Raw genomic sequence first — 20,265 nt, 5'->3', positions numbered from 1 at the left:
TAATGGGTGTAATACCTTGTAAAAATATGTGCTTACTTTAAAAAATATTGATATATAAAAAATGCTTAGTGTCTAGACACTAAGCATTTTTAAGGGTATGCTTAAGTTCAATTAAATTAGAAATCTCATAAGTAGGAATTATTCCTATTTTATTATCCATTTTTTTAGGATTATACCAACATGTATCTATGCCAAAATTTATTCCACCTTGTATATCAGATGTTAGGCTATCCCCTACAATCAATACTTTGCTTTTGTCAGTATGCTTTATATTGTTTAAGGCATATTCAAATATTTTGGGATCAGGCTTTGATACCTTAACCTCGTCAGATACCACTATATCTTCAAAATATTTTGATATAGTAGATTTTCTTATTCTTTTATTTTGTACTTCTTTAAGTCCATTGCTAACTATAGCTAGTCTATAATTTTCATGTAAACTTTTTATAAGTTCCAGACTATCCTCAAATAAAAATGAAGCATTTGATAAATGATTCATATAAGCTTTAGCAAATTTATTTTCATCAAAGCTTACATTTAAACTATCTGATAATCTTCTGAATCTTTCCACCTTTAGTTTGGCCTGAGTAATATGTCCCTCCTCAAAATCTTTCCATATAGCTGTATTTATGGTTTGATATATATTTAAGTGATAATTTTCATCATATTCTATATTAAATTCCAGCATAGTATTCTTAAAGGCTTGTCTTTCAGATTTTTTAAAATCAAATAAAGTGTCATCTGCATCAAATAATATTATTTCGTATTTCATATTTACCCCCAATTATAAGAGAAGATTTATATATATCTATGAACTCCTTCCTTTGCTTTACAACTCTTTATAAATATAATAATATATTTATAACAGTTTGAACATGACACATGTCATGTTGAGGAGGAACTATGAAAAAAATTTTGGATAACGATCTTTTAAGCAACTATATTGATAAGTATAATATAGAAAATATATTTGATAAAGACTTAATTGATCTTATGGAACTTCATTTTTATGAAAAAGATGAGCGTATTTTCAAAGCTGGTACTAACCTAAAATATTATTATTTGCTTGTGGATGGGAAAATTAAAATTTCATATCCCTTTGAAAATGGTAAATCAATGTTATTAAAGTTTTATAAAGCATTTAATACTATAGGAGACCTAGAACTTTTAAAAAAACGACCTATAACCTGTGATATTGAAGCAACGGAAGATACCTATTTAATAGCCATCTCTTCAGATATACTTAGAAAATCATATTTGGATGATTCTAAGTTTTTACGACACTTAGTAGAGTCCTTAAGCGAAAAACTTTATGCAACTATTAATAATAGTTCCTACAATTTTGTATATCCTCTTATAAATAGATTATCCAGTTATTTAATTGAGCATTTAATAGATAAAAACTGTATAGTTTTAAATTCATCATTCCTAGAGATTGCTCAATTTTTAGGAACAACCTATAGGCATTTAAACAGGACTTTAAAAGAACTTGAAGAAAAATCAATTATAAAATGCAATAATAAAACAGTATATATATTAGATGAAAATAGGCTTCGGGGATTAGCTATAAATTTGTATATAAAATCTCTATAGCTTGCTATAAATTGTAAAATCAATCTTGATTACACAACGGATGATGAAACTGCTAATGAATATAAAGCAGTTGACAAACTAAATTCAATTGTATACAATTGAATTATAGACTATTAAAATGTTGTTTAGAGAGGAGTAGTTAATTATGGAAATTAAAGCAGTTAAATTGTATGAGGGTGGATTTATGACGCAGGATTTTGCTTTTGGTGGCAGTGAGGATAAAGCTAATCTAGATTCAAATAAGACTTATCCATCTAGCCTTCAGAATTATCTTATTGATACAGGGAAAGAAGTTATTTTGGTGGACACAGGGATTCCAGCAGAGGTACCAGACAGCAAACCTAAAGAGGGGCAAAAGATTTATCCAGGACATAGGGTTGAAGATTATTTATCTGCCTTAAATTCACTTGGATATAAGAAAGAGCAGGTAACTAAAATATTATTAACTCACAAGCATCCAGATCATTCTGGGGAATTAAGAAGTTTTCCAAATGCTAAAATTTATCTTTCTTCAGCAGAAGCAGATGCATTAAATTTAAATGGAGAAAATATTGTAAGAGTCGAGTTTAAAGATGGTGCTTATCATAACTTTGACAGTAGTGAGAAAATTACAGATGGAGTATACTTAATTCCAGCTCCAGGACACACTAAGGGAAACAGTATTGTTATAGTTGAAAAAGATGGTATATTTTATATGATTCATGGAGATGTAACTTATACAGATGCTGCACTTTTAGAAGAAAAATTATCTGTTGTATTTGAAGATAAAGATGCTGCAAAAGTTACTCTTGAAAAGGTTAGAGAGTTCATAAAAAACAACCCAACTGTTTATATTTCTACTCATACTCCAGAAGGAATTGTAAATTTAGAATCGACTAAGATTATGAGATTATAAAAGGAGCGCTTTTATGATTGAAATAGTGTTAGAAATTTTAGTTCTTGCAGTAGCATTTGAGCATGTTTTTATAATGCTACTTGAGATGTTTTTTATAAAATCATCAATGGCAAAAAAAAACTTCGGTTTAGATAGCAAACTTCTTGAGAGAAAAGAAGTAGTTATAATGTTTGCTAATCAGGGACTATATAATGGGTTCTTAGCAGCAGGATTGTTTTGGAGTTTTTTTGCCACAGAAAATATGGTAACCCCATTAAGAATTTTCTTTTTAGCATGTGTAATTATAGCTGCTATATATGGCTCAATTACATCAAATAAGAAGATTATTATAAAGCAAGGTGGTCTAGCAATACTAGCTATGGGTGTGCTTATAGCTAGTATTGTAATATAAAGATGAAGCTGATTTTCAATAAATTTTAATTGCTAAACCTATCTATTGGCGTTTATAATAAGCAACTTAAAAAAAATCAATGAATCTAATAGTAAAAGGAATATAATGCTGTATTATTCAGTTAATGAATTTTACAGTATTTTGTGGCGCAATTTAATAAGAGAAAGTGGTAATATGAATGGTATGAAAAGTAATATAGGATAGTTTGTATAATAATTGTTAATTTATGAATTTTATATTATAATATTCATTTAATATAAATATATGTACATATTCAAGGGGGGGTATCAATGCTAAAGGTAAAAAAATCAAAAATACTTATTATTACAATAGCTACTATAGTAACAGGATCATTACTTGCAGGGTGTGGAAGTAGTAGCGCATCTAAAACGGTAAATCAAAGTATAACGTATAATTTAGGAGCAAATCCCAAAACTATTGATCCAGGATTAAATAATTCAGGGGAAGGTGGAACTGTAATTGCAAATGCTTTTGAGGGTCTTACAGATGTGGATGCAAATAACATACCTCGTGCAGGAGTTGCCAAAAGTTGGACTATATCACCTGATGGGAAACATTATGTATTCCATTTAAGAAAAAATGCTAAATGGTCAGATGGTAAACCCGTAACTGCACAAGATTTCGAATATGCGTGGAAGAGAGAATTAGCACCAAAAACTGCATCGAACTATGCATATCAACTTTACTATCTAAAGAATGGTAAAGGATATAATGAAAGCTTATTACCTGCTAATCAAAAAACTCCTGGAGTATTATCATCTACGGCAGAGCAAGTTGGGGTAAAAGCAATTGATAATTATACGCTTGATGTAAAACTTGAAAATCCAACACCATACTTCTTATCGCTAATGGTTTTTCAAACATATATGCCATTAAGAAAAGATATAATAGATGCACATCCAAACGATTGGGCGGTAAATCCATCAACTTATGTGTCTAATGGAGCGTTTAAAATGATAGGATGGAAACAAAAGGATAAATTGGAATTTGAAAAAAATCCATATTATTGGAATAAATCCTCCGTTAAACTCGATAAATTAACTTATACTGTTTTAGATAACGAAAACAGCTATATGTCAGCCTATGAAGCAGGACAAGTTGATATGATTGATGCACCTCCAATAGAGCAAATTCCTTCTCTTTTAAAACAAGGAAAAGCTAAATCATATGCTAACATTGGGACTTACTACTACAGCTTTAATTTGGATCCAAGAGCTAACATTGATCCCGCTGTAGCAAAGGCAATAGATAATGTTAATGTAAGGCAAGCAATTTCATTAGCAATTAATAGAGCAGCCATAGTTAAGAATGTAACAAAAGCTGGACAAAAGCCATCAACTAGTGTTGTACCTAGTGGTATTATTGAAGCAGATGGGAAAGATTTCAAAAACAAGAATTATTACAAAGCCACAGCTGATGTAGCAAAAGCTAAGATATTACTATCTGATGCAGGATATAGTAATGGTAAAAACTTCCCAACTATTGAATTAATATATAACAATGGCGAAGCACATCAAAGTATTGCAGAGTCTATTCAATCTATGCTTAAAACAAACTTGAATATTAACATCACACTGAGAAGTGTTGAGAACAAGGTTAAGGTTGACGAAACAAGTAAGCATACATACACAGGAATAGCTAGAAATGGTTGGAATGCAGACTATATTGATCCAATGACATTCTTGGATATGTGGGTAACTAATGCGGGAAATAATACAGCTGGTTACAGTAATAAATCCTATGATAAACTTATATTTCAAGCTAATTCAGAAACAAATACTACTATTAGAAATAAAAAAATGCATGAAGCGGAAGACATCTTAATGCGAGATATGCCAATTATACCATTGTACGAATATAATGTTGTTTCATGCATGAAGGATTATGTTAAAGGAGTATATAGAACACCTATGGACATAGTATACTTTACAAGCTCATATATAAAAAAATAAGTTATACTGATTTATATGAATAATCAATTCACTTGCCAGTATGAAAGGAAAAACATCAATATTAAAAGTAAATTCATTAAGAAAAAATGAGAAAATGTTGCAAATTTATCAAATATGCATTAATATGTAGTTGTAAAATTTAATAGTTCAGATGAAGATAGTGGGAGAGTTATGGCCATGGCCATTCACCGAAGAAGTAAATCTTTCAGGTACCTATTTAGGCATCATCAAATAAATAACAAGTCAGTATTTCAGAATTTTTGACAGGTTATTTATTTTCAGATGCCTTAGTTAGAGATGACCACTATTTGATGAACCCTTGGAGAGACTCTTAAATGAGCACCGAAGGAGAAAGCTGTAAATGCGAAACTCTCAGGTAAAAGGACAAGGGACAGGTACATATCTTACATAAGTAATACATTATTAATTACTTCATTTAGATCTTATCTAATCCTATTTGTTTCTCCAATGACAAAATACTTATATGGGGAAAGACATTTTTTAGTGTATGTCTTTTTTACTAAGACGGAGGAATATATATGTCAGAAAATGAAAATTTATCAAGAGGACTAAAAAATCGTCATGTTCAATTACTTGCAATTGGAGGCGCAATTGGTACTGGATTATTTCTTGGTTCAGGCAGGTCAATTCACTTGGCAGGTCCATCTATTTTATTTGCGTATATGATAACAGGGGTAATTTGTTTTCTTATTATGCGTGCTTTAGGGGAATTATTGCTTTCAAATTCAAAATACCATTCATTTGTAGACTTTGTAGAAGATTACCTAGGAAACGGAGCAGCATTTATTACTGGCTGGACCTACTGGTTCTGCTGGATTTCACTTGCTATGGCGGACTTAACTGCCACTGGACTTTATATGCAATACTGGTTTCCTCATATAGCTCAATGGGTTCCAAGCCTTATAGCTCTTGTGATTTTACTCATTATGAACCTTACCACAGTAAAGTTATTTGGGGAAATGGAATTCTGGTTTGCCTTAATTAAGATTGTTGCAATTTTAGCACTAATTATAATTTGCACAGTTATGATTATTAAAGGATTTTCTACAAATGTTGGTGTATCCAGCTTTAGAAATCTTTGGGATCATGGTGGCTGGTTTCCAAATGGGGTAAGTGGTTTTATTCTCTCTTTCCAAATGGTTGTATTTGCATTCACTGGAATTGAATTAGTTGGTTTAGTAGCTGGTGAAACTGAAAATCCAGAACATGTTATTCCAAAAGCTATTAATAATATTCCAATTAGAATTATTATCTTTTATATCGGGGCACTTCTCGTTATTATGAGTATATACCCATGGAATTCAATCAATCCAGATAAAAGCCCATTTGTACAGGTATTTTCTGCAGTTGGAATCCCAGCAGCAGCAAGTATTATAAATTTTGTTGTATTAACATCAGCGGCATCTGCTTGTAATAGCGGTATTTTCAGTACAAGTCGTATGGTTTATTCTCTTGCTAAAGAAAATAATGCACCTGAGTCAATGAAAAAATTAACTTCTCGTAAAGTACCTTCTAATGCACTAATGTTCTCAGCAACTGTAATCTTGATTTCAGTTATTCTGAACTATATTATGCCAGGAGGGGTATTTGTACTCATTACAAGTATATCAACATTCTGTTTTATATTTATATGGGCAATTATAGTTGTATGCCACATAAGATATCGCAAAACCATGCCTGTACTTGCGTCTAAGAGCAAATTCAAAATGCCATTTTACCCAATAGCTAACTATATAATTCTGGCATTTATTGCTTTTATTTTAGTTGTATTGGCACTTAATAAGGAAACCCGTATAGCACTATTTGTAACACCCTTATGGTTTATAATGCTTTGGGTTATTTACAATATACTTAGGTCAAAAACGAAAAATCAGGAAGATATCAATAAAAATGGAGCTACTGAACTTAGAAATTAATCTTTAGATCTAATATTTCCATTTTTTATAATAAAACAGCCAATTATGATGGTTTTATTTCATCATAATTGGCTGTTTTTAAGTGATTTTTTTAAATATAGTTTAATTCAAAATATCCAAATTTAATAAATTTAATATAGTTTCTATAAGAAGGACTTTCATATCATCATAGTTAATTCTATCACGTTTATTTAAGGCTACTGCATCACAGTATTGGTCTATCATGTGATATATCATATCTGCTTTTTCATCAGCATTGGAAATAGAAAACCCAAGTGATGGTAAAGCATCTACAATTGCAGATAAAAACTGATTTTTATAATGATTCATATATTCTGCCACATCCGGATCAGAATGACTCATAGCTTGAAATTCTTCATGGGGCGATTTAGTTATTATGTGAAGCTTAATATCCTTATCAATAATATCAGACAAGAAAGGTCCTAACTCTTTTTTATCTTTGGATAAATGCAATTGTTTTATAATTTCAGAGTCAACCTTTGGACTCACTTGATCCATCACTGCTAAAAAAATTGCTTTTTTATCCTTAAAATAATGATACACAATGCCGATGGAGACACCAGCTTCTTTTGCGATTTCATTGGTATCGGTATGATGGAAACCTTTTTCGCAGAAAAGTTTAAAGCCTGCTTCAGCAATTTTCTTTTTCTTTTCTATGGAACGCGCTTGACGTGGTTCTCTGATTTCTGATTTAGTCATAATTTAACTTCCCTTTGTACATAATTAATGGATGCGTCTGTTACTTTTCGTATTGTATTTTGTTAAATATCAATCTTATTATATAGGATGATTTTTATTTGGTCAACAATAACATGATAAAAATATCATACTACTGTTGACAGGCGTATAATGCTATGTTAATATACAAGTTAAATATGATATTTTTATCATATTTAAATTCTTTTAATCACATGCAGCCTTGTGAATTGATTAAAGAACTGGAGGCATTATTATGAAATTAATAACGTATTGTATTGCGGAAAATGAGAAAGTTGGCGTATTAACTACAGGTGAAAATAGTCTCTACCCTATAGAGGTATTTGGGCTTAACTTTAAGACAATGCTAGAATTGATTGAAAATATTACGTCAGATGAAAAGAAAATGATTCAGGACAAAATGAGATCTAGTATGTTGGGGGAAATCCTTCTTACAGAAGTAAAATTAATGGCACCAATTCCACGACCATCACAAGATTTGATCTGTCTAGGAGTTAACTATATGGATCATATGAATGAAGCAAATAGGTCTTTAGATGATGTCGATTTTAAAGATGAAGATCCGGCCATCTATTTTTCAAAACGTGTAAATAACGCCGTGGCACCTGGAGGTTACATAGAAAGTCATTTGGACATAGTAAAGGATCTTGATTATGAATGCGAACTTGCTGTCATTATTGGCAAGAAAGCTAAAAATGTTAAAGCTGAATACGCGTTAGATTATGTATTTGGATATACGATTGTCAATGATGTAAGTGCCAGAACAATTCAGCTAAAACATAAGCAGTGGTACTTCGGAAAAAGTTTAGATGGATTTACACCCATGGGACCAAGTTTAGTTACTGCTGATAAATTCACATTTCCACCAAAACTTTGGCTGCAGTGTAAAGTAAATGGGGAATTGCGCCAAAATAATAGGACTGATAGGTTAATTCATACAATTCCAGAAATAATAGAGGAGTTAACACGAGGAATTACGTTACTTCCTGGATCAATTATTATTACAGGTACACCATCTGGCGTAGGGCTTGCTTACAATCCACCAAAGGTTTTGAAACCAGGTGATATAGTTGAATGCATTATCGAAGGAATAGGAAATTTGAAAAATGAAATAAAATAAAAAGGCTGGTGTTAATATGCAGTTTCATGAATTCGGTGAAAATAGAAATCCTGTGGTTATGTTGATACCTGGAACAGGCTGTAGATGGCAAGGTGAATTCTCGGCAGTAATTGATGGACTTACAAAAGCTTATAAAATTATTTGTGTTAGTTTTGATGGGCATGATGATAACGATCATAATACGTTTAGGAATATTAATGACCAGATACTGGGGACGGAAAAATATATAAAAGAAAATTATAATGGTCATTTATATGGTGTGTATGGATCGTCTCTTGGGGGATCTGTTCTTGGAAAACTATTGGAAAGAAACAATGTACAAATTGATATCGCCATAACGGGTAGTACAGATTTTGATCAAAAAGCTAATCCGTGGGCAGCCATATGGGCTATACTCATTACTCCGCTTTTTTATTATCTAGTTAAGGCAAAGCATCCCGTAAAAATTCTTGGAAGGTTTTTGGACAATATGTATGGTGACTCTGAGAAAGCGCTTAGAGTGATGTATAGAGGCATTTCATTTAGGTCATTATTCAATGTGTATTATACGGATTTATTAACTCCTGTGGCAGAGAATATAGTTTCAAAAAACACTGAAATATACTGTACTTATGGTACTGAAGAGGATACAAAGACTTTGACTAAACGCTATCTTCAGCATTTCCCAAATGCAGAGCTGATTGCTCTTGGAGGCATGCATCATGAGGAGTTTCTTATTTTCCATCCAGATGATTGGATTAATATGATGCAACATCTTTTGAAACAGAAAAAATATTCATATCGAAATGAGCCATGAGACAAAATAAATCTATACATAACATTTAATTACATTATTCAACAGTTTACAAATATAAATTAAAAGGGAGTGAGGAATGATATGACAGTTTTAAAAAAGGACGTTGAATATTTGGCAGAACTAGCCAGATTAAGCTTTTCTGAGGAGGAAAAAGAGAATCTAATTGGAGATTTAAAATGTTACAGTAGTTATGAGAAGCAAAGAATTTGCAAATGACTACAGATACTTCCCAGGTATGATGCAGGAGTATTAACTCTTACAATGTCGATGGCAGATTTTTTTGAAAAAACTGCTAAAATTAGTGGCGATGCTAAGTCAGCATCAAATTGGCTAATGGGAGATATCTCAAAGATAATGAAAGAAAATGCTGCTAGGGTTGAAGATTTTAAATTTACCACGGAACATTTAGCTGAGCTTATAAAGCTTATTAATGCTGGTACAATTTCAAATAATATTGGTAAAAAAGTGATAATAGATATGTTTAACACAGGAAAATCACCTAAAACAATAATAAATGATAAAGGGTTAATACAAAATAGTGATGGAGGTGCTATACTAGAGATTGTTAATAAAGTATTAGAAAGTAATACTAAATCTATTGAAGATTATAAAAACGGTAAAACGAGAGCAATTAGTTTTCTCGTCGGTAAGGTAATGAAAGAGACAAAAGGAAAAGCTAATCCTCAGATCGTAAATAAGCTAATTAATGAAGAAATAAAAAAATGTTAAAATAAGATGGAGTGCTGATAAAAAATGAAAAAAAACAGAAAAGTTACAAAACGAGGGCTGATTTTATCAATAGTAACCTATGCAATATTTATATTAGTATATTGGACTTCATTTTATGAATTGTATACTTTATGTAAATTGGGCAGAGTCCACAATAATATAGCTGTATTAATGGGCTGTTTGGTATTCTTTGTGGCTTGGTTTGTAATTTTAATAGTTAGAATTGTGAAAAAGCCAGCAGTTGTAGAAGAGGAGAGTGCGGATGAAAATAAGTCCTATTCTCGCCCGAAAACTATATGGACTTGTTCAGTTATAATAATTATAGTTCTTATAACAGGTTTTTATGGAGTAAAAATATATAATAGTTCCATAAATTTTAATGGAAAACTATCATGGGCCTTACATGACTTAAAAAATAAAAGAAGTGTAGAATTTGAACATAATAATATATATCAAAACGGCATAGATGGGATATTTACAGATATTAATAAAAATAATCAAATGCCTAAAAAATTATATGTTTCAAGTAACTTTAGTCTTACCTTTGATTCTTATGGAAAGATTACTTCATTTGATACATATCTTTACGGAAAAAATACTAAAGGTAAATTGGAAAGCTATTTAATTAGTTATGACAGTAATAAGTCAAAAAACATTACTTTATATTTAAATGGTTATGTAAATGCTAACTATAGTGATGATAAGCTTTTAGAACCATTAATTAAGACAATGAAAGTAATCCCACTTAAAAAAACGGTAAGCAACTGGCCTGAAAAACAGTATGGTATTCTTTATACTGGAAAACGAAGTTTTGGATATAATTCAGATGGTATTGTTAATATTAATTCAAAAGGAATTACAAATCCAATTGTTAATACCTCTTCTGAAATAATAGGATACACCGTCTCTGTATATGTGCCAGGTGAAGAGAGTAAATATATTCCTGTTAGGTATAACTTGACAGATGGTTCAAATAATACTAAAGCAGCAGAGCCTTCAAAAGTAAATAAACATATTTTTGATCAATCCTATAATGCTTCTGATGAATTTTATTTATCAAAGCAGGTTGGGTATCGTTTAGAAGTAACGGCAGCCGCAGCGGGCAGTAGATCTTATTCATTAAATGCTACTAAAGATAGTGGAAAAACATGGAATACTATAAATGCAGATCCGTTCTCTAATATGATTGGAACAGCAGCAGGAATAACTTTTTTAAATGATAAGCTTGGATTTTTGTGTTTATCTAATAACGGAGGAGCAAAGGGACAATTATATCGTACAGAAGATGGAGGTATATCTTATAAGATGGTGAATTTTCCAGAGGTAAAAGTAGCATTAAAAGGCGCAGGAACGTATAATCCTTTTGATTTACCTGGGATGCCTACCGAGAAAGATGGAAGCTTAAATGTTTTGGTTACACAAGGATCTGATGGAGATTATAATGGTGGCTCTAAAGCTTTGTATCAATCAAAAGATCAAGGAAAAACATGGATGTATATAAAAGAAGTTGCTAAAAATTAAAGTATATTTTAACATGATAATAGCATAGTATAGTTGAACTTTCAACTATACTATGCTATTATTTAGATGTAATTTAGTTGAAAATTCAACTATTACTACTAGGGGGATAAATATGAAAAATCTAGATAGTTATATTCTAAGAGAAATAGGAATGTTATCACGATGCATTCATTCTTTAAGTGACTTAAAATTTAAAAAAATAGACTTACAAAAAGGTCAATTTGTATTTTTAACCAGAATATGTGAAAATAATGGAATTAATCAAATCGATTTATCAAATCTTTTAAAGGTAGATAAATCTACTACAACGAAAGCCCTACAAAAACTTATTGAGGCAGGATATATAGATAAAAAAAAAGATGATATTGATAAAAGAATGTGGAGGCTTTATCCAAAAGAAAAAGCGCTAAAAGCATATGAACTAATCATTGAGGAAGAAAATAAAAATATTCAAATTTGCTTTAATAATTTTAGCCAGCAGGAGAAAAATTCAGTTTATGAATTAGTGAAAAAAATGGGAGAAAATATTGAGGGTAATTGGAAAAAAATAAGGTAAAACCTTTTTAGGAGTGATTATTATGATGAGAAAAGCAGTTATGGAAGATATAAAAGATATTATGGGAATTATAAAGGAAACTATTATAGAAATGCAGTCTTACAATAACAACCAATGGGATGCAAGTTACCCTCAAGAAAAGGATTTTGCCAATGATATCCAAAGAGAGAATCTATTTGTGTTAGAACTAAAAGATAAGTTGGTTGGTTTTATATGTATTAATAAAGTTGAGCCAGATGAATACAATGGTTTAAATTGGTCATTAAATCATGACGCAATGGTTGTACATAGAATGGCAGTTAAACCATCATACAGAAGAAATGGAATTGGTACTGCGTTAATGAAATTTGTAGATGAATTAGCTTTAGAAAGTAATATAAAATATTTAAAAACGGATACATATTCATTAAATTTGAAAATGAACAACTTATTTCAAAAATTCGGCTATAAATTTGTTGGAGAAATAAGCTTTTTAGGAAAATCAGAACCATTTTATTGTTATGAAAAAATATTAAAAAATAATTGTTAGGAGTTTAATAGATGAAAACAAAACTCCTAATAATTATTATTAAAAGATAAACTTTACAGATTAAGACTGCAGTGATATACTTAGATAGAAGAAAATATTTACTAGGAGGCTTTTTATGAATAATTTAAAAGGAACAAAAACTGCTGAAAATCTTTTAAAATCATTTGCAGGCGAATCTCAGGCTAGAAATCGATATACTTATTATGCATCGGTAGCTAAAAAAGAAGGGTATGTTCAAATTCAAAACATATTTATTGAAACTGCTGATAACGAAAAAGAACATGCTAAAAGGTTTTTTAAATTTTTGACTGATAGTGATTTAAATGGAGAAGCTGTAGTTATTAATGACGCTGGTTACCCTGTTAGTCTTGGTGATACAAAAGCAAATCTTTTAGCAGCAGCTGACGGTGAGAATGAAGAATGGACAGACTTATATCCAACTTTTGCTCAAGTAGCGGAAGACGAAGGCTTTTCTGAAATTGCATTTACATATAGAAAAATTGCTGAAGTGGAAAAAAGACATGAGGCAAGATACAATAAATTAGCAACTAATCTTGAAGAAAATAAGGTGTTTGCTAAAATAGATAAAACTTTATGGAAATGTTTGAATTGTGGATATATTTATGAAGGTGCTGAGGCTCCTAAAGTATGCCCAGCATGTCTTCATCCACAGTCTTATTTCGAAGTTTTTACTGAAAACTATTAGTATTAATTGAATGAAAATTTTAAAATTTATATCAAATATGATTAACAATTAAAGGAGGAATATTATTATGAAAAAATTATTTAAATGCAGTATTTGTGGATATGTAAGTGAAGGTGAAACAGCTCCAATAAAGTGTCCTAAATGTGGGATGCCTGCTGAAAAATTTAATGAATTAGACAGCGAAGCAGCTGGAAAAATATATCGTTCTAACAGAACAAATGATATCCATATGGAAATCATAACTTTGGCTGAAAAGATAGTTACGCTTAGTGAGGAAGGTATAGAGGATAATCTAGATCCTAAATGTTTAGCAGCTTTCACCCAGGCAAAAAATGAAGCATGGGTTATAAAACAAAGATCTAAAACAGAGATTGCAGGACATATTGCTTTAGGTAAATGGTGATATATAATATTTAGCTAAAAATATATCAAAATATTGAGAAATTATAAGTTTGCATTAGAGTTCATAATCTGTGTGAATTTAAACAAATAAATAAAAGGGGCTGTCGCACTAATTTAGTGCAACAGCCCCTTTTTTATTTTCATAAATTCATAGGAAATCACAATACATGGTTAATATTTTATTTTATGCAATATATTGTTAACGTTAACGGCATATTGTATAATTAAATTAATGTTTTATAAGTTTTAGTTAATGAACTAAGATTATAAAATAAAAAAATGTGGAGGTATTATTATGAAAAAAATCAAAAAATCATCAAGTATTATCTTGGTACTGACCATGGTATTGGGATTACTATTCACCCCTTTTCCCAAAGCATTTGCAGCAACGGGTGATGTTATTACAGTTACAACTTTTGATCAGTTAAAAACGGCTGTTTCTTCAGCAAGCAGTGGTCAGACAATTGAAATCGCAGCAAAGGTGCTAGACTGTACAAGCCAGCTTGTGCTTGACAAAATAGATTCAGGGATTACTATTCAGGCAGCATCAGGGTACACTCCAGTATTGGATTTTACGTCTTTTAGGGAAGCATCAAAAATATTGAGTCCTAAAGCAACCGGTGATGGGTTTGCAGGTATCAGGGTCACTGGAGGTAGCTACACAATTAAAGGTTTGATAATCCAAAAAGCGTATGATAATGGCATGCTAATAAAACCCAACTATAGTGCAACTGTACCAGTATCACAGTTAGTACCTGGAAAACCTGACAACAATACAATTATAGATTGCGTATTTCGCTATAACGGGGATGCGGGTTTACAAATTTCAGGTAGTGAGGGTCTTGAAACAGCAGGCATTCATGTACGCCCGAATAATAACCATGTAATCGGTTCCGTAGCTTACAGAAACTTTGATGTACTTACAAGTGGTGGAAATGCTGATGGATTTGCAGCAAAGCTCTATCTAGGAACTGGTACTATTTTCTCTCATTGCATTTCTGCTGAGAATTCGGATGACGCTTGGGATAGTTTTGCTATAGGTAGCAGCGACGTGACTTATCAATACTGCGTAGCATATCACTGTGGTGATCCTGCAATATTTAGTGGAGCCTATGACAAAGCAAATGGACTTCCTGTAGACACCAATATGACAGTTGGCAAAGCAAAAGGAAATGGTAATGGTTTCAAGATGGGTTCCGGTTCTTCAAAATATGGGACACAGACAAATGGTGTAAGGAATCTTAATAATTGTTTAGCATTTGACAATATAGCAAAGGGATTTGATGAAAACAATGGTGCTGGAACAATAAACCTTACAAATGGTATGGGACTCGGTAACAAAAAAGGCGACTATGTACTTGACCTTATGACATCAGGAATATTCTTAAATGCACAGGCATTCTCAGAAAAGAATTCGAAGGCTCCTATTGGTGGAAATGTTTCAATTGTAGAGACAGCAAAACAGGCATCTATAAGAACAGAAGTTGACAACGCAATATCAAATATGAGGCAACAACTTGCTTCAAATCAGATTCCAACATACATGAATTTTAGCTTTTGGAATTAATTAAGGCAATAGAAAGAAGTGTTTATGACCTGAACATTTACTTTAAAATCTATATAAAAAGCAACTGCTTAGGTAGCTGCTTTTTATATAGATTAAATGTTTTTTAATGAATTTTTAGTTCAATACTTTTATAATTTTATATTTTTTGTTTCACCCTTCATGTTGTAAATTGTTGCCTCACCTTCTTCTATATAAAAAACTTCAAAAGAAGGACTATCAGCAGATTTGTATATGCTTGCAAGACCCGGCATAATTTCGAATGCTTTAGCCTTTGCTTCCTTACTTGGATCAAAAACTACTTTACCTTGTAATCTTATCCAGTGGCCATCTTTTGACATAGTAGAAGCTTCAAACTTTGAATTAGCTACTAACTGTTTATATACATTTTTTTCGTTAGATGTGCAAAAATATATTTTACCTTGGTATTCCATAGCGAATCCGAAGGGACGTACTCTTGGTTGATCTCCTTCAACTGTTGCAAGATAAAATATTTTAGCATCATTAATAAATTTTAATATTTCATTCATTTTTTTGCCTCGCTTTATTTATTTTGTATGACAAGATTGTGTGTTTTTATTAGCATTTCATTTACATATATATTTTATGATGATACAATAAATATATCAAGTACTATTATATTTGATAGCTACTATCTAAAATGATAGTATGGAGGGATACAATATGAATGATAATACGGATGGCAGTGAAAATTGCCCTGTTTCAATAGCGCAGAAAATGATTGGTGGCAAATGGACTCTTTTGATACTATATAATTTAAGTACAGGAATCCTTCGTTTTGGGGAATTGCATCGCCTTATGCCAAGCGTCACGCAGTCAACTTTAACGAAAGAACTTCGTAGGCTAGAAAGCTATCAGCTTATAAACAGGAAAGTATTTCCGCAGGTTCCACCAAAGGTAGAATATTCATTGACTGAAATCGGAATGAAAATTGTGCCTATTTTAGATGGATTGTCACAGTGGAGTGATGAATATAAGAAACATGTTAAAAACAATAAAATCCAATAAGCGATTTTAGGTGTCAACTTATATAAAAAAATAGATGTTCCATAAAAATATGTTATAAATTATATAATTTTACACAAACATAACATACTTTTAACATAAAAATATTATAATTTAATAAGTTAAGTATCTAAAGGAAACTTGTTAGGTGAGGTTCCTATATGAAAATATGCTACTGCCCAGAAATGTCGAGAGACGCCAACGGGTCAGCAGGTACTACCGAATTAAGGTTTTACCTAATGTAGCTGAGAAATTTTTCTCTAAGTCATATAGTGCCAAAGCTCAACTAGGTGGAGTTTTTAGCATGTTTGCAGGAGCCCTCACTTATAGTGGAGGCTTTTTTGAATTTAATTTGAAAGGTGATGATATTATGGATGGGGATGCCAGTCATAAACATATAGATTTAATTGATAAAAGTGAGGTCGATAATGGAAATTGATCTCACTTTAATAGGGAGGTAGGTTATGGAAAAAGAAAAAGTATTTGCTAAAAGAAAATTTGGAATGATAGATATAGTTATTTTTATTTTTATAACTATAATATTATATTTAGTAATGTCACCTGGAATGCATGCAGTAGCAAGCAATAATAGTAATATAAAAATTTCAACAAATCTCAATATGTTACCTATATATGCATTAAAATCCGTTTTAAGAATGACAGTAGCATATATAATTTCTATAACATTTACATTGGTATATGGATATGTTGCAGCACACAATAAGAAAGCTGAAAAGATTCTTATACCAATATTGGACATACTTCAGTCCATACCAGTACTGTCTTTTTTACCAGCAGTTGTCATGGGGCTTATAGCTCTTTTTCCAAACGGAACAGTGGGAATTGAAATAGCATCTATAATACTTATTTTCACAGGTCAGGCATGGAATATGACATTCAGTTTTTACAATTCCATTAAACTTCTGCCAACAGATCTTCAAGAGGCTTCTAGTATTTTGCAACTTAATAAGTGGCAACAATTTAAAAAACTAGAACTACCTTCCGCGGCCATAGGTCTTGTTTGGAATAGTATGATGTCCTGGGCAGGTGGATGGTTTTTTCTAATGGTTTGTGAAATGTTTACCATTCAAGGTAGGAACTTTCGTTTAGAGGGTATAGGATCATTTCTTCAGACAGCAGCAAATGAGGGTAACACAAAGGCACTTGTATGGGGAATAATAACCTTAGTAATTGTTATTATCCTTTTGGATCAACTTATTTGGAGACCGGTAACTGCTTGGGCGGATAAGTTTAAAGTTGAGCTTACAGAGTCAGAAGATCAACCTAAACCTTTTTTTCTTAAAATGTTAAGAAGGTCTTATATAATCCAATTATTTACTGAAAAAATATTGTCGCCAATATTTGTATTTATAGGGGAAAGTATAGAGAGTGTGCTGAGTAAACTAAAAAAAAGTGGTGGGCGAGAGTATAAAAAAATAGGGAAAGTATTTAAAATAATATTAAAAATAATAGCACTTATAATTATAGTTTATGCAGTGTTTAATATAATAAAATTACTTACAACATTGTCCGTATCTGATTGGGGCCAAATACCAAGGGCCGCACTATTTTCATTTTTAAGAGTGTTTGCCGCGCAAGTTATTGCATTAATTTGGACAGTACCTGTAGGGGTAGCGATTGGAATGAACAAAAAGGTTGCAAATATATTACAACCTGTGATTCAAGTTGTAGCATCTGTACCTGCCACAGCACTTTTCCCTATTGTACTTGGGGTATTTATTAATGCATTTGGTGGACTTGGGATTGCATCTATTTTATTAATGCTTATGGGAACACAGTGGTATATATTATTTAATGTAGTAGCCGGAGCTATGGCAATACCAGAAGACTTAAAGGCTGCCGCTAAGGTATTTGGAATTAAAGGTTTCAAAAAGTGGAAAATACTTATACTTCCAGGGATATTTCCTTATCTTATAACAGGAATGATTACAGCTACCGGTGGTTGCTGGAATGCGAGTATTGTGGCTGAATATGTCAATTTTGGAGGGCATACTGTAAAAACTATAGGACTTGGAGCGTTAATATCTGAGGCAACAACAAAAGGTAATTTCGCATTGCTTCTAATGGGTACAATTACCATGTGTATAGTAGTTGTAGCAATCAATAAGATAGTGTGGAAAAGACTGTTTGTTATGTCAGAGGAAAGATTCAAAATAGAAATGTAAGGAAGGTGAGACTTGTGAAAAAACAAAAAGAATTTATAAAAGTAGATGGTGTAACAAAATTTTTTGGTGAATCAGAAAAACCTACATTAAAAGAAATAAATATAACTATAAATGAAAATGAATATATTGCTATACTTGGGCCTTCAGGTTCAGGAAAATCATCACTTCTTAGAATAATAACAGGACTAATTGAACCTACGGAAGGTGAAGTAATATTTGATGGCAAAAAAGTAACGGGGGTAAATCCATATGCATCAATAGTATTTCAGTCCTTTGCACTTTTTCCATGGCTTACTGTACGTGAAAATGTTGAATTAGGGTTAAAAGCTAAGGGATTTCCAAAGGATTATACTAGTGATAAGGCTTCTGAATTAATAAGTCTTATAGGTCTTGATGGTTTTGAAGAGGCATATCCAAAGGAACTTTCTGGTGGTATGCGTCAAAGAGTTGGTTTTGCTAGGGCATTAGCTGTGGAACCAAAACTATTATGCATGGATGAGCCATTTTCTGCATTAGACTTTTTAACAGCTGAAAATTTAAGAACAGAGTTGATAGAACTTTGGACAACTAAGAGAATGCCAATAAAAAGTATAATAATGATAACCCATGGTATTGAAGAAGCAGTTCTTATGGCAGATAAAATAGTTATGCTCAGCCGCGATCCAGCAAGGGTTATTGCAGAAATCAAAATAGGATTGCCACATCCAAGAAATAGAAAGTCACCTGAATTTGAAAGTATTGTGGATAGTGTTTATAAAGTACTTACCAAGGGTGAATTTGAACATCCTGCTGAAGATCAAATAGAAAAAGTTGTAAAGGAAAGTATTGAGAAACCTGTAGAAATACCAGAGGCACATATTGGAGTAATGTCAGGATTAATGGAGCTTGTGGATGATAATGATGGAAGAATGGACATATATCAATTAGGTGGGGATCTTATGATGGAAATTGACGATCTTTTGCCAAATATTGAAGGTATCACAATGCTTGGTTTCGCAGAAGTAAAAGAGGGAGATATAATCATAACACCTCTTGGAAGTAAATTTATTGAGGGCGAAACAGACGAAAGAAAAGATATATTTAAAGATCAACTAATGAATATATCAACATTTAAAGTTATAATGAAGGTACTTAATAGTAAAAAGAGTAAAAAAATGAGAGAAGAATTTTTCACAGAGCTTTTTGCACAATATTTTGGTAAACATTCTATAGAAAGAATAATGGATGAAATCATAGATTGGGGTAGGTACGCAGAGCTGTTTAATTATGATCATGATACTGAAGAACTGTTTCTGGAAGAAGAGGAGTAATTCAGTTAAGAGTTAAAAGAGAAGAGAGAAGAGTTAAAAGATTTTCGGATGGACCGAAAAATAGAATATAGGTAAGTGGAGTTGTGTACACAACTCCACTTACCTATATAAAAATAAAGTTTCAGCTTTAGATTGAGGCTTAATAACAAGGAACCCTCCTTATCAATAAAACCCCATTTAACATTTGAATTATCCTTATATCTATTTGAATTTTCGGGAATAGCAAATATTTCATTAGGCGTATTTGTTTTTTCATTGGACTCGTTATTATTTTGCGTACATCTAAATAAAAA

At 31.6% G+C, this 20,265-nt stretch carries 20 protein-coding genes, 2 pseudogenes and 2 riboswitches; of the genes and pseudogenes, 19 read left to right on the top strand and 3 right to left on the bottom strand.

Features of this window, described 5'->3' with window-relative positions:
• Positions 1-79: 79 nt before the first annotated feature.
• Entirely contained in the window at positions 80-772 is a 693-nt protein-coding gene (locus BR66_RS0108055; protein ID WP_026882461.1) for a YjjG family noncanonical pyrimidine nucleotidase, read from the bottom strand.
• A 131-nt stretch (positions 773-903) separates the two neighbouring features.
• Here BR66_RS0108055 and BR66_RS0108050 point away from each other — a divergent pair, with 131 nt between their 5' ends.
• The 5 genes from BR66_RS0108050 (at position 904) to BR66_RS0108030 (ending at position 6,789) form a co-directional block, all read left to right on the top strand.
• Positions 904-1,593: a cyclic nucleotide-binding domain-containing protein gene (locus tag BR66_RS0108050; RefSeq protein WP_026882460.1), complete on the top strand. Its 690-nt coding sequence runs from the start codon at positions 904-906 to the stop codon at positions 1,591-1,593.
• A gap of 145 nt (positions 1,594-1,738) precedes the next feature.
• Entirely contained in the window at positions 1,739-2,488 is a 750-nt protein-coding gene (locus BR66_RS0108045; RefSeq protein ID WP_026882459.1) for an MBL fold metallo-hydrolase, read from the top strand.
• 13 nt (positions 2,489-2,501) lie between these two features.
• Entirely contained in the window at positions 2,502-2,879 is a 378-nt protein-coding gene (locus BR66_RS0108040) for a DUF1304 domain-containing protein (RefSeq protein WP_207641243.1), read from the top strand.
• A 290-nt stretch (positions 2,880-3,169) separates the two neighbouring features.
• Entirely contained in the window at positions 3,170-4,852 is a 1,683-nt protein-coding gene (locus BR66_RS0108035; protein ID WP_026882457.1) for a peptide ABC transporter substrate-binding protein, read from the top strand.
• Positions 4,853-5,161: 309 nt separating this feature from the next.
• Positions 5,162-5,250: riboswitch (glycine riboswitch) on the top strand.
• Between the two features lie 141 nt (positions 5,251-5,391).
• The gene (locus BR66_RS0108030) at positions 5,392-6,789 is read left to right on the top strand and encodes an amino acid permease (protein WP_026882456.1); all 1,398 of its coding nucleotides are present in this window, start codon (positions 5,392-5,394) and stop codon (positions 6,787-6,789) included.
• Positions 6,790-6,891: 102 nt separating this feature from the next.
• Here BR66_RS0108030 and BR66_RS0108025 read toward each other — a convergent pair whose 3' ends face one another.
• The gene (locus tag BR66_RS0108025) at positions 6,892-7,509 is read right to left on the bottom strand and encodes a TetR/AcrR family transcriptional regulator (RefSeq protein WP_026882455.1); all 618 of its coding nucleotides are present in this window, start codon (positions 7,507-7,509) and stop codon (positions 6,892-6,894) included.
• 253 nt (positions 7,510-7,762) lie between these two features.
• Between BR66_RS0108025 and BR66_RS0108020 the strand changes: the two genes are divergently transcribed.
• The 10 genes and pseudogenes from BR66_RS0108020 (at position 7,763) to BR66_RS23410 (ending at position 15,453) form a co-directional block, all read left to right on the top strand.
• The gene (locus BR66_RS0108020) at positions 7,763-8,647 is read left to right on the top strand and encodes a fumarylacetoacetate hydrolase family protein (protein WP_026882454.1); all 885 of its coding nucleotides are present in this window, start codon (positions 7,763-7,765) and stop codon (positions 8,645-8,647) included.
• Positions 8,648-8,663: 16 nt separating this feature from the next.
• Positions 8,664-9,443 carry a hypothetical protein gene (locus BR66_RS0108015; protein WP_026882453.1) on the top strand — a complete coding sequence of 260 codons (780 nt, stop codon included), beginning with the start codon at positions 8,664-8,666 and terminating at the stop codon, positions 9,441-9,443.
• A gap of 81 nt (positions 9,444-9,524) precedes the next feature.
• Positions 9,525-9,635: pseudogene (locus BR66_RS23415) on the top strand (Asp-tRNA(Asn)/Glu-tRNA(Gln) amidotransferase subunit GatC); the annotation flags it as partial.
• Between the two features lie 33 nt (positions 9,636-9,668).
• Positions 9,669-10,172, top strand: a pseudogene (locus tag BR66_RS0108005) (Asp-tRNA(Asn)/Glu-tRNA(Gln) amidotransferase subunit GatB); the annotation flags it as partial.
• A gap of 24 nt (positions 10,173-10,196) precedes the next feature.
• Positions 10,197-11,693 (top strand): WD40/YVTN/BNR-like repeat-containing protein, encoded by a 1,497-nt coding sequence (locus BR66_RS0108000; protein ID WP_026882451.1) that lies wholly within the window; start codon positions 10,197-10,199, stop codon positions 11,691-11,693.
• A gap of 112 nt (positions 11,694-11,805) precedes the next feature.
• Entirely contained in the window at positions 11,806-12,249 is a 444-nt protein-coding gene (locus tag BR66_RS0107995; protein WP_026882450.1) for a MarR family winged helix-turn-helix transcriptional regulator, read from the top strand.
• 22 nt (positions 12,250-12,271) lie between these two features.
• Entirely contained in the window at positions 12,272-12,778 is a 507-nt protein-coding gene (locus tag BR66_RS0107990; protein WP_026882449.1) for a GNAT family N-acetyltransferase, read from the top strand.
• Positions 12,779-12,893: 115 nt separating this feature from the next.
• A complete protein-coding gene (rbr, locus tag BR66_RS0107985; protein WP_026882448.1) occupies positions 12,894-13,484 on the top strand; it encodes a rubrerythrin in 591 nt (196 codons plus the stop codon).
• A gap of 67 nt (positions 13,485-13,551) precedes the next feature.
• A complete protein-coding gene (locus tag BR66_RS0107980; RefSeq protein WP_026882447.1) occupies positions 13,552-13,887 on the top strand; it encodes a rubredoxin-like domain-containing protein in 336 nt (111 codons plus the stop codon).
• Between the two features lie 294 nt (positions 13,888-14,181).
• Positions 14,182-15,453: a pectate lyase gene (locus BR66_RS23410; protein WP_242841132.1), complete on the top strand. Its 1,272-nt coding sequence runs from the start codon at positions 14,182-14,184 to the stop codon at positions 15,451-15,453.
• Positions 15,454-15,581: 128 nt separating this feature from the next.
• On the opposite strand, the gene BR66_RS0107970 is transcribed toward BR66_RS23410, so the two are convergent.
• A complete protein-coding gene (locus tag BR66_RS0107970) occupies positions 15,582-15,980 on the bottom strand; it encodes a pyridoxamine 5'-phosphate oxidase family protein (protein ID WP_026882446.1) in 399 nt (132 codons plus the stop codon).
• Between the two features lie 154 nt (positions 15,981-16,134).
• Here BR66_RS0107970 and BR66_RS0107965 point away from each other — a divergent pair, with 154 nt between their 5' ends.
• The 4 genes from BR66_RS0107965 to BR66_RS0107950 all read left to right on the top strand — a co-directional run bounded on the left by BR66_RS0107965 (position 16,135) and on the right by BR66_RS0107950 (position 19,972).
• Entirely contained in the window at positions 16,135-16,479 is a 345-nt protein-coding gene (locus tag BR66_RS0107965) for a winged helix-turn-helix transcriptional regulator (RefSeq protein ID WP_026882445.1), read from the top strand.
• Between the two features lie 130 nt (positions 16,480-16,609).
• Positions 16,610-16,777: riboswitch (M-box (ykoK) riboswitch) on the top strand.
• Positions 16,778-16,780: 3 nt separating this feature from the next.
• On the top strand, positions 16,781-16,915 hold the full coding sequence (locus tag BR66_RS26610) for a hypothetical protein (RefSeq protein WP_278246803.1): 135 nt from the start codon (positions 16,781-16,783) through the stop codon (positions 16,913-16,915).
• A 25-nt stretch (positions 16,916-16,940) separates the two neighbouring features.
• Positions 16,941-18,662: an ABC transporter permease gene (locus BR66_RS0107955; RefSeq protein ID WP_026882444.1), complete on the top strand. Its 1,722-nt coding sequence runs from the start codon at positions 16,941-16,943 to the stop codon at positions 18,660-18,662.
• 14 nt (positions 18,663-18,676) lie between these two features.
• Positions 18,677-19,972 (top strand): ABC transporter ATP-binding protein, encoded by a 1,296-nt coding sequence (locus tag BR66_RS0107950; protein WP_026882443.1) that lies wholly within the window; start codon positions 18,677-18,679, stop codon positions 19,970-19,972.
• The last annotated feature ends 293 nt before the right edge of the window (positions 19,973-20,265 follow it).

The organism is Clostridium akagii DSM 12554 (assembly GCF_000686725.1).
Lineage (GTDB): Bacteria > Bacillota > Clostridia > Clostridiales > Clostridiaceae > Clostridium_I > Clostridium_I akagii.
The sequence above is the reverse complement of the archived record's forward strand: the minus strand, read 5'-3'. Positions and strand labels throughout refer to the sequence as shown.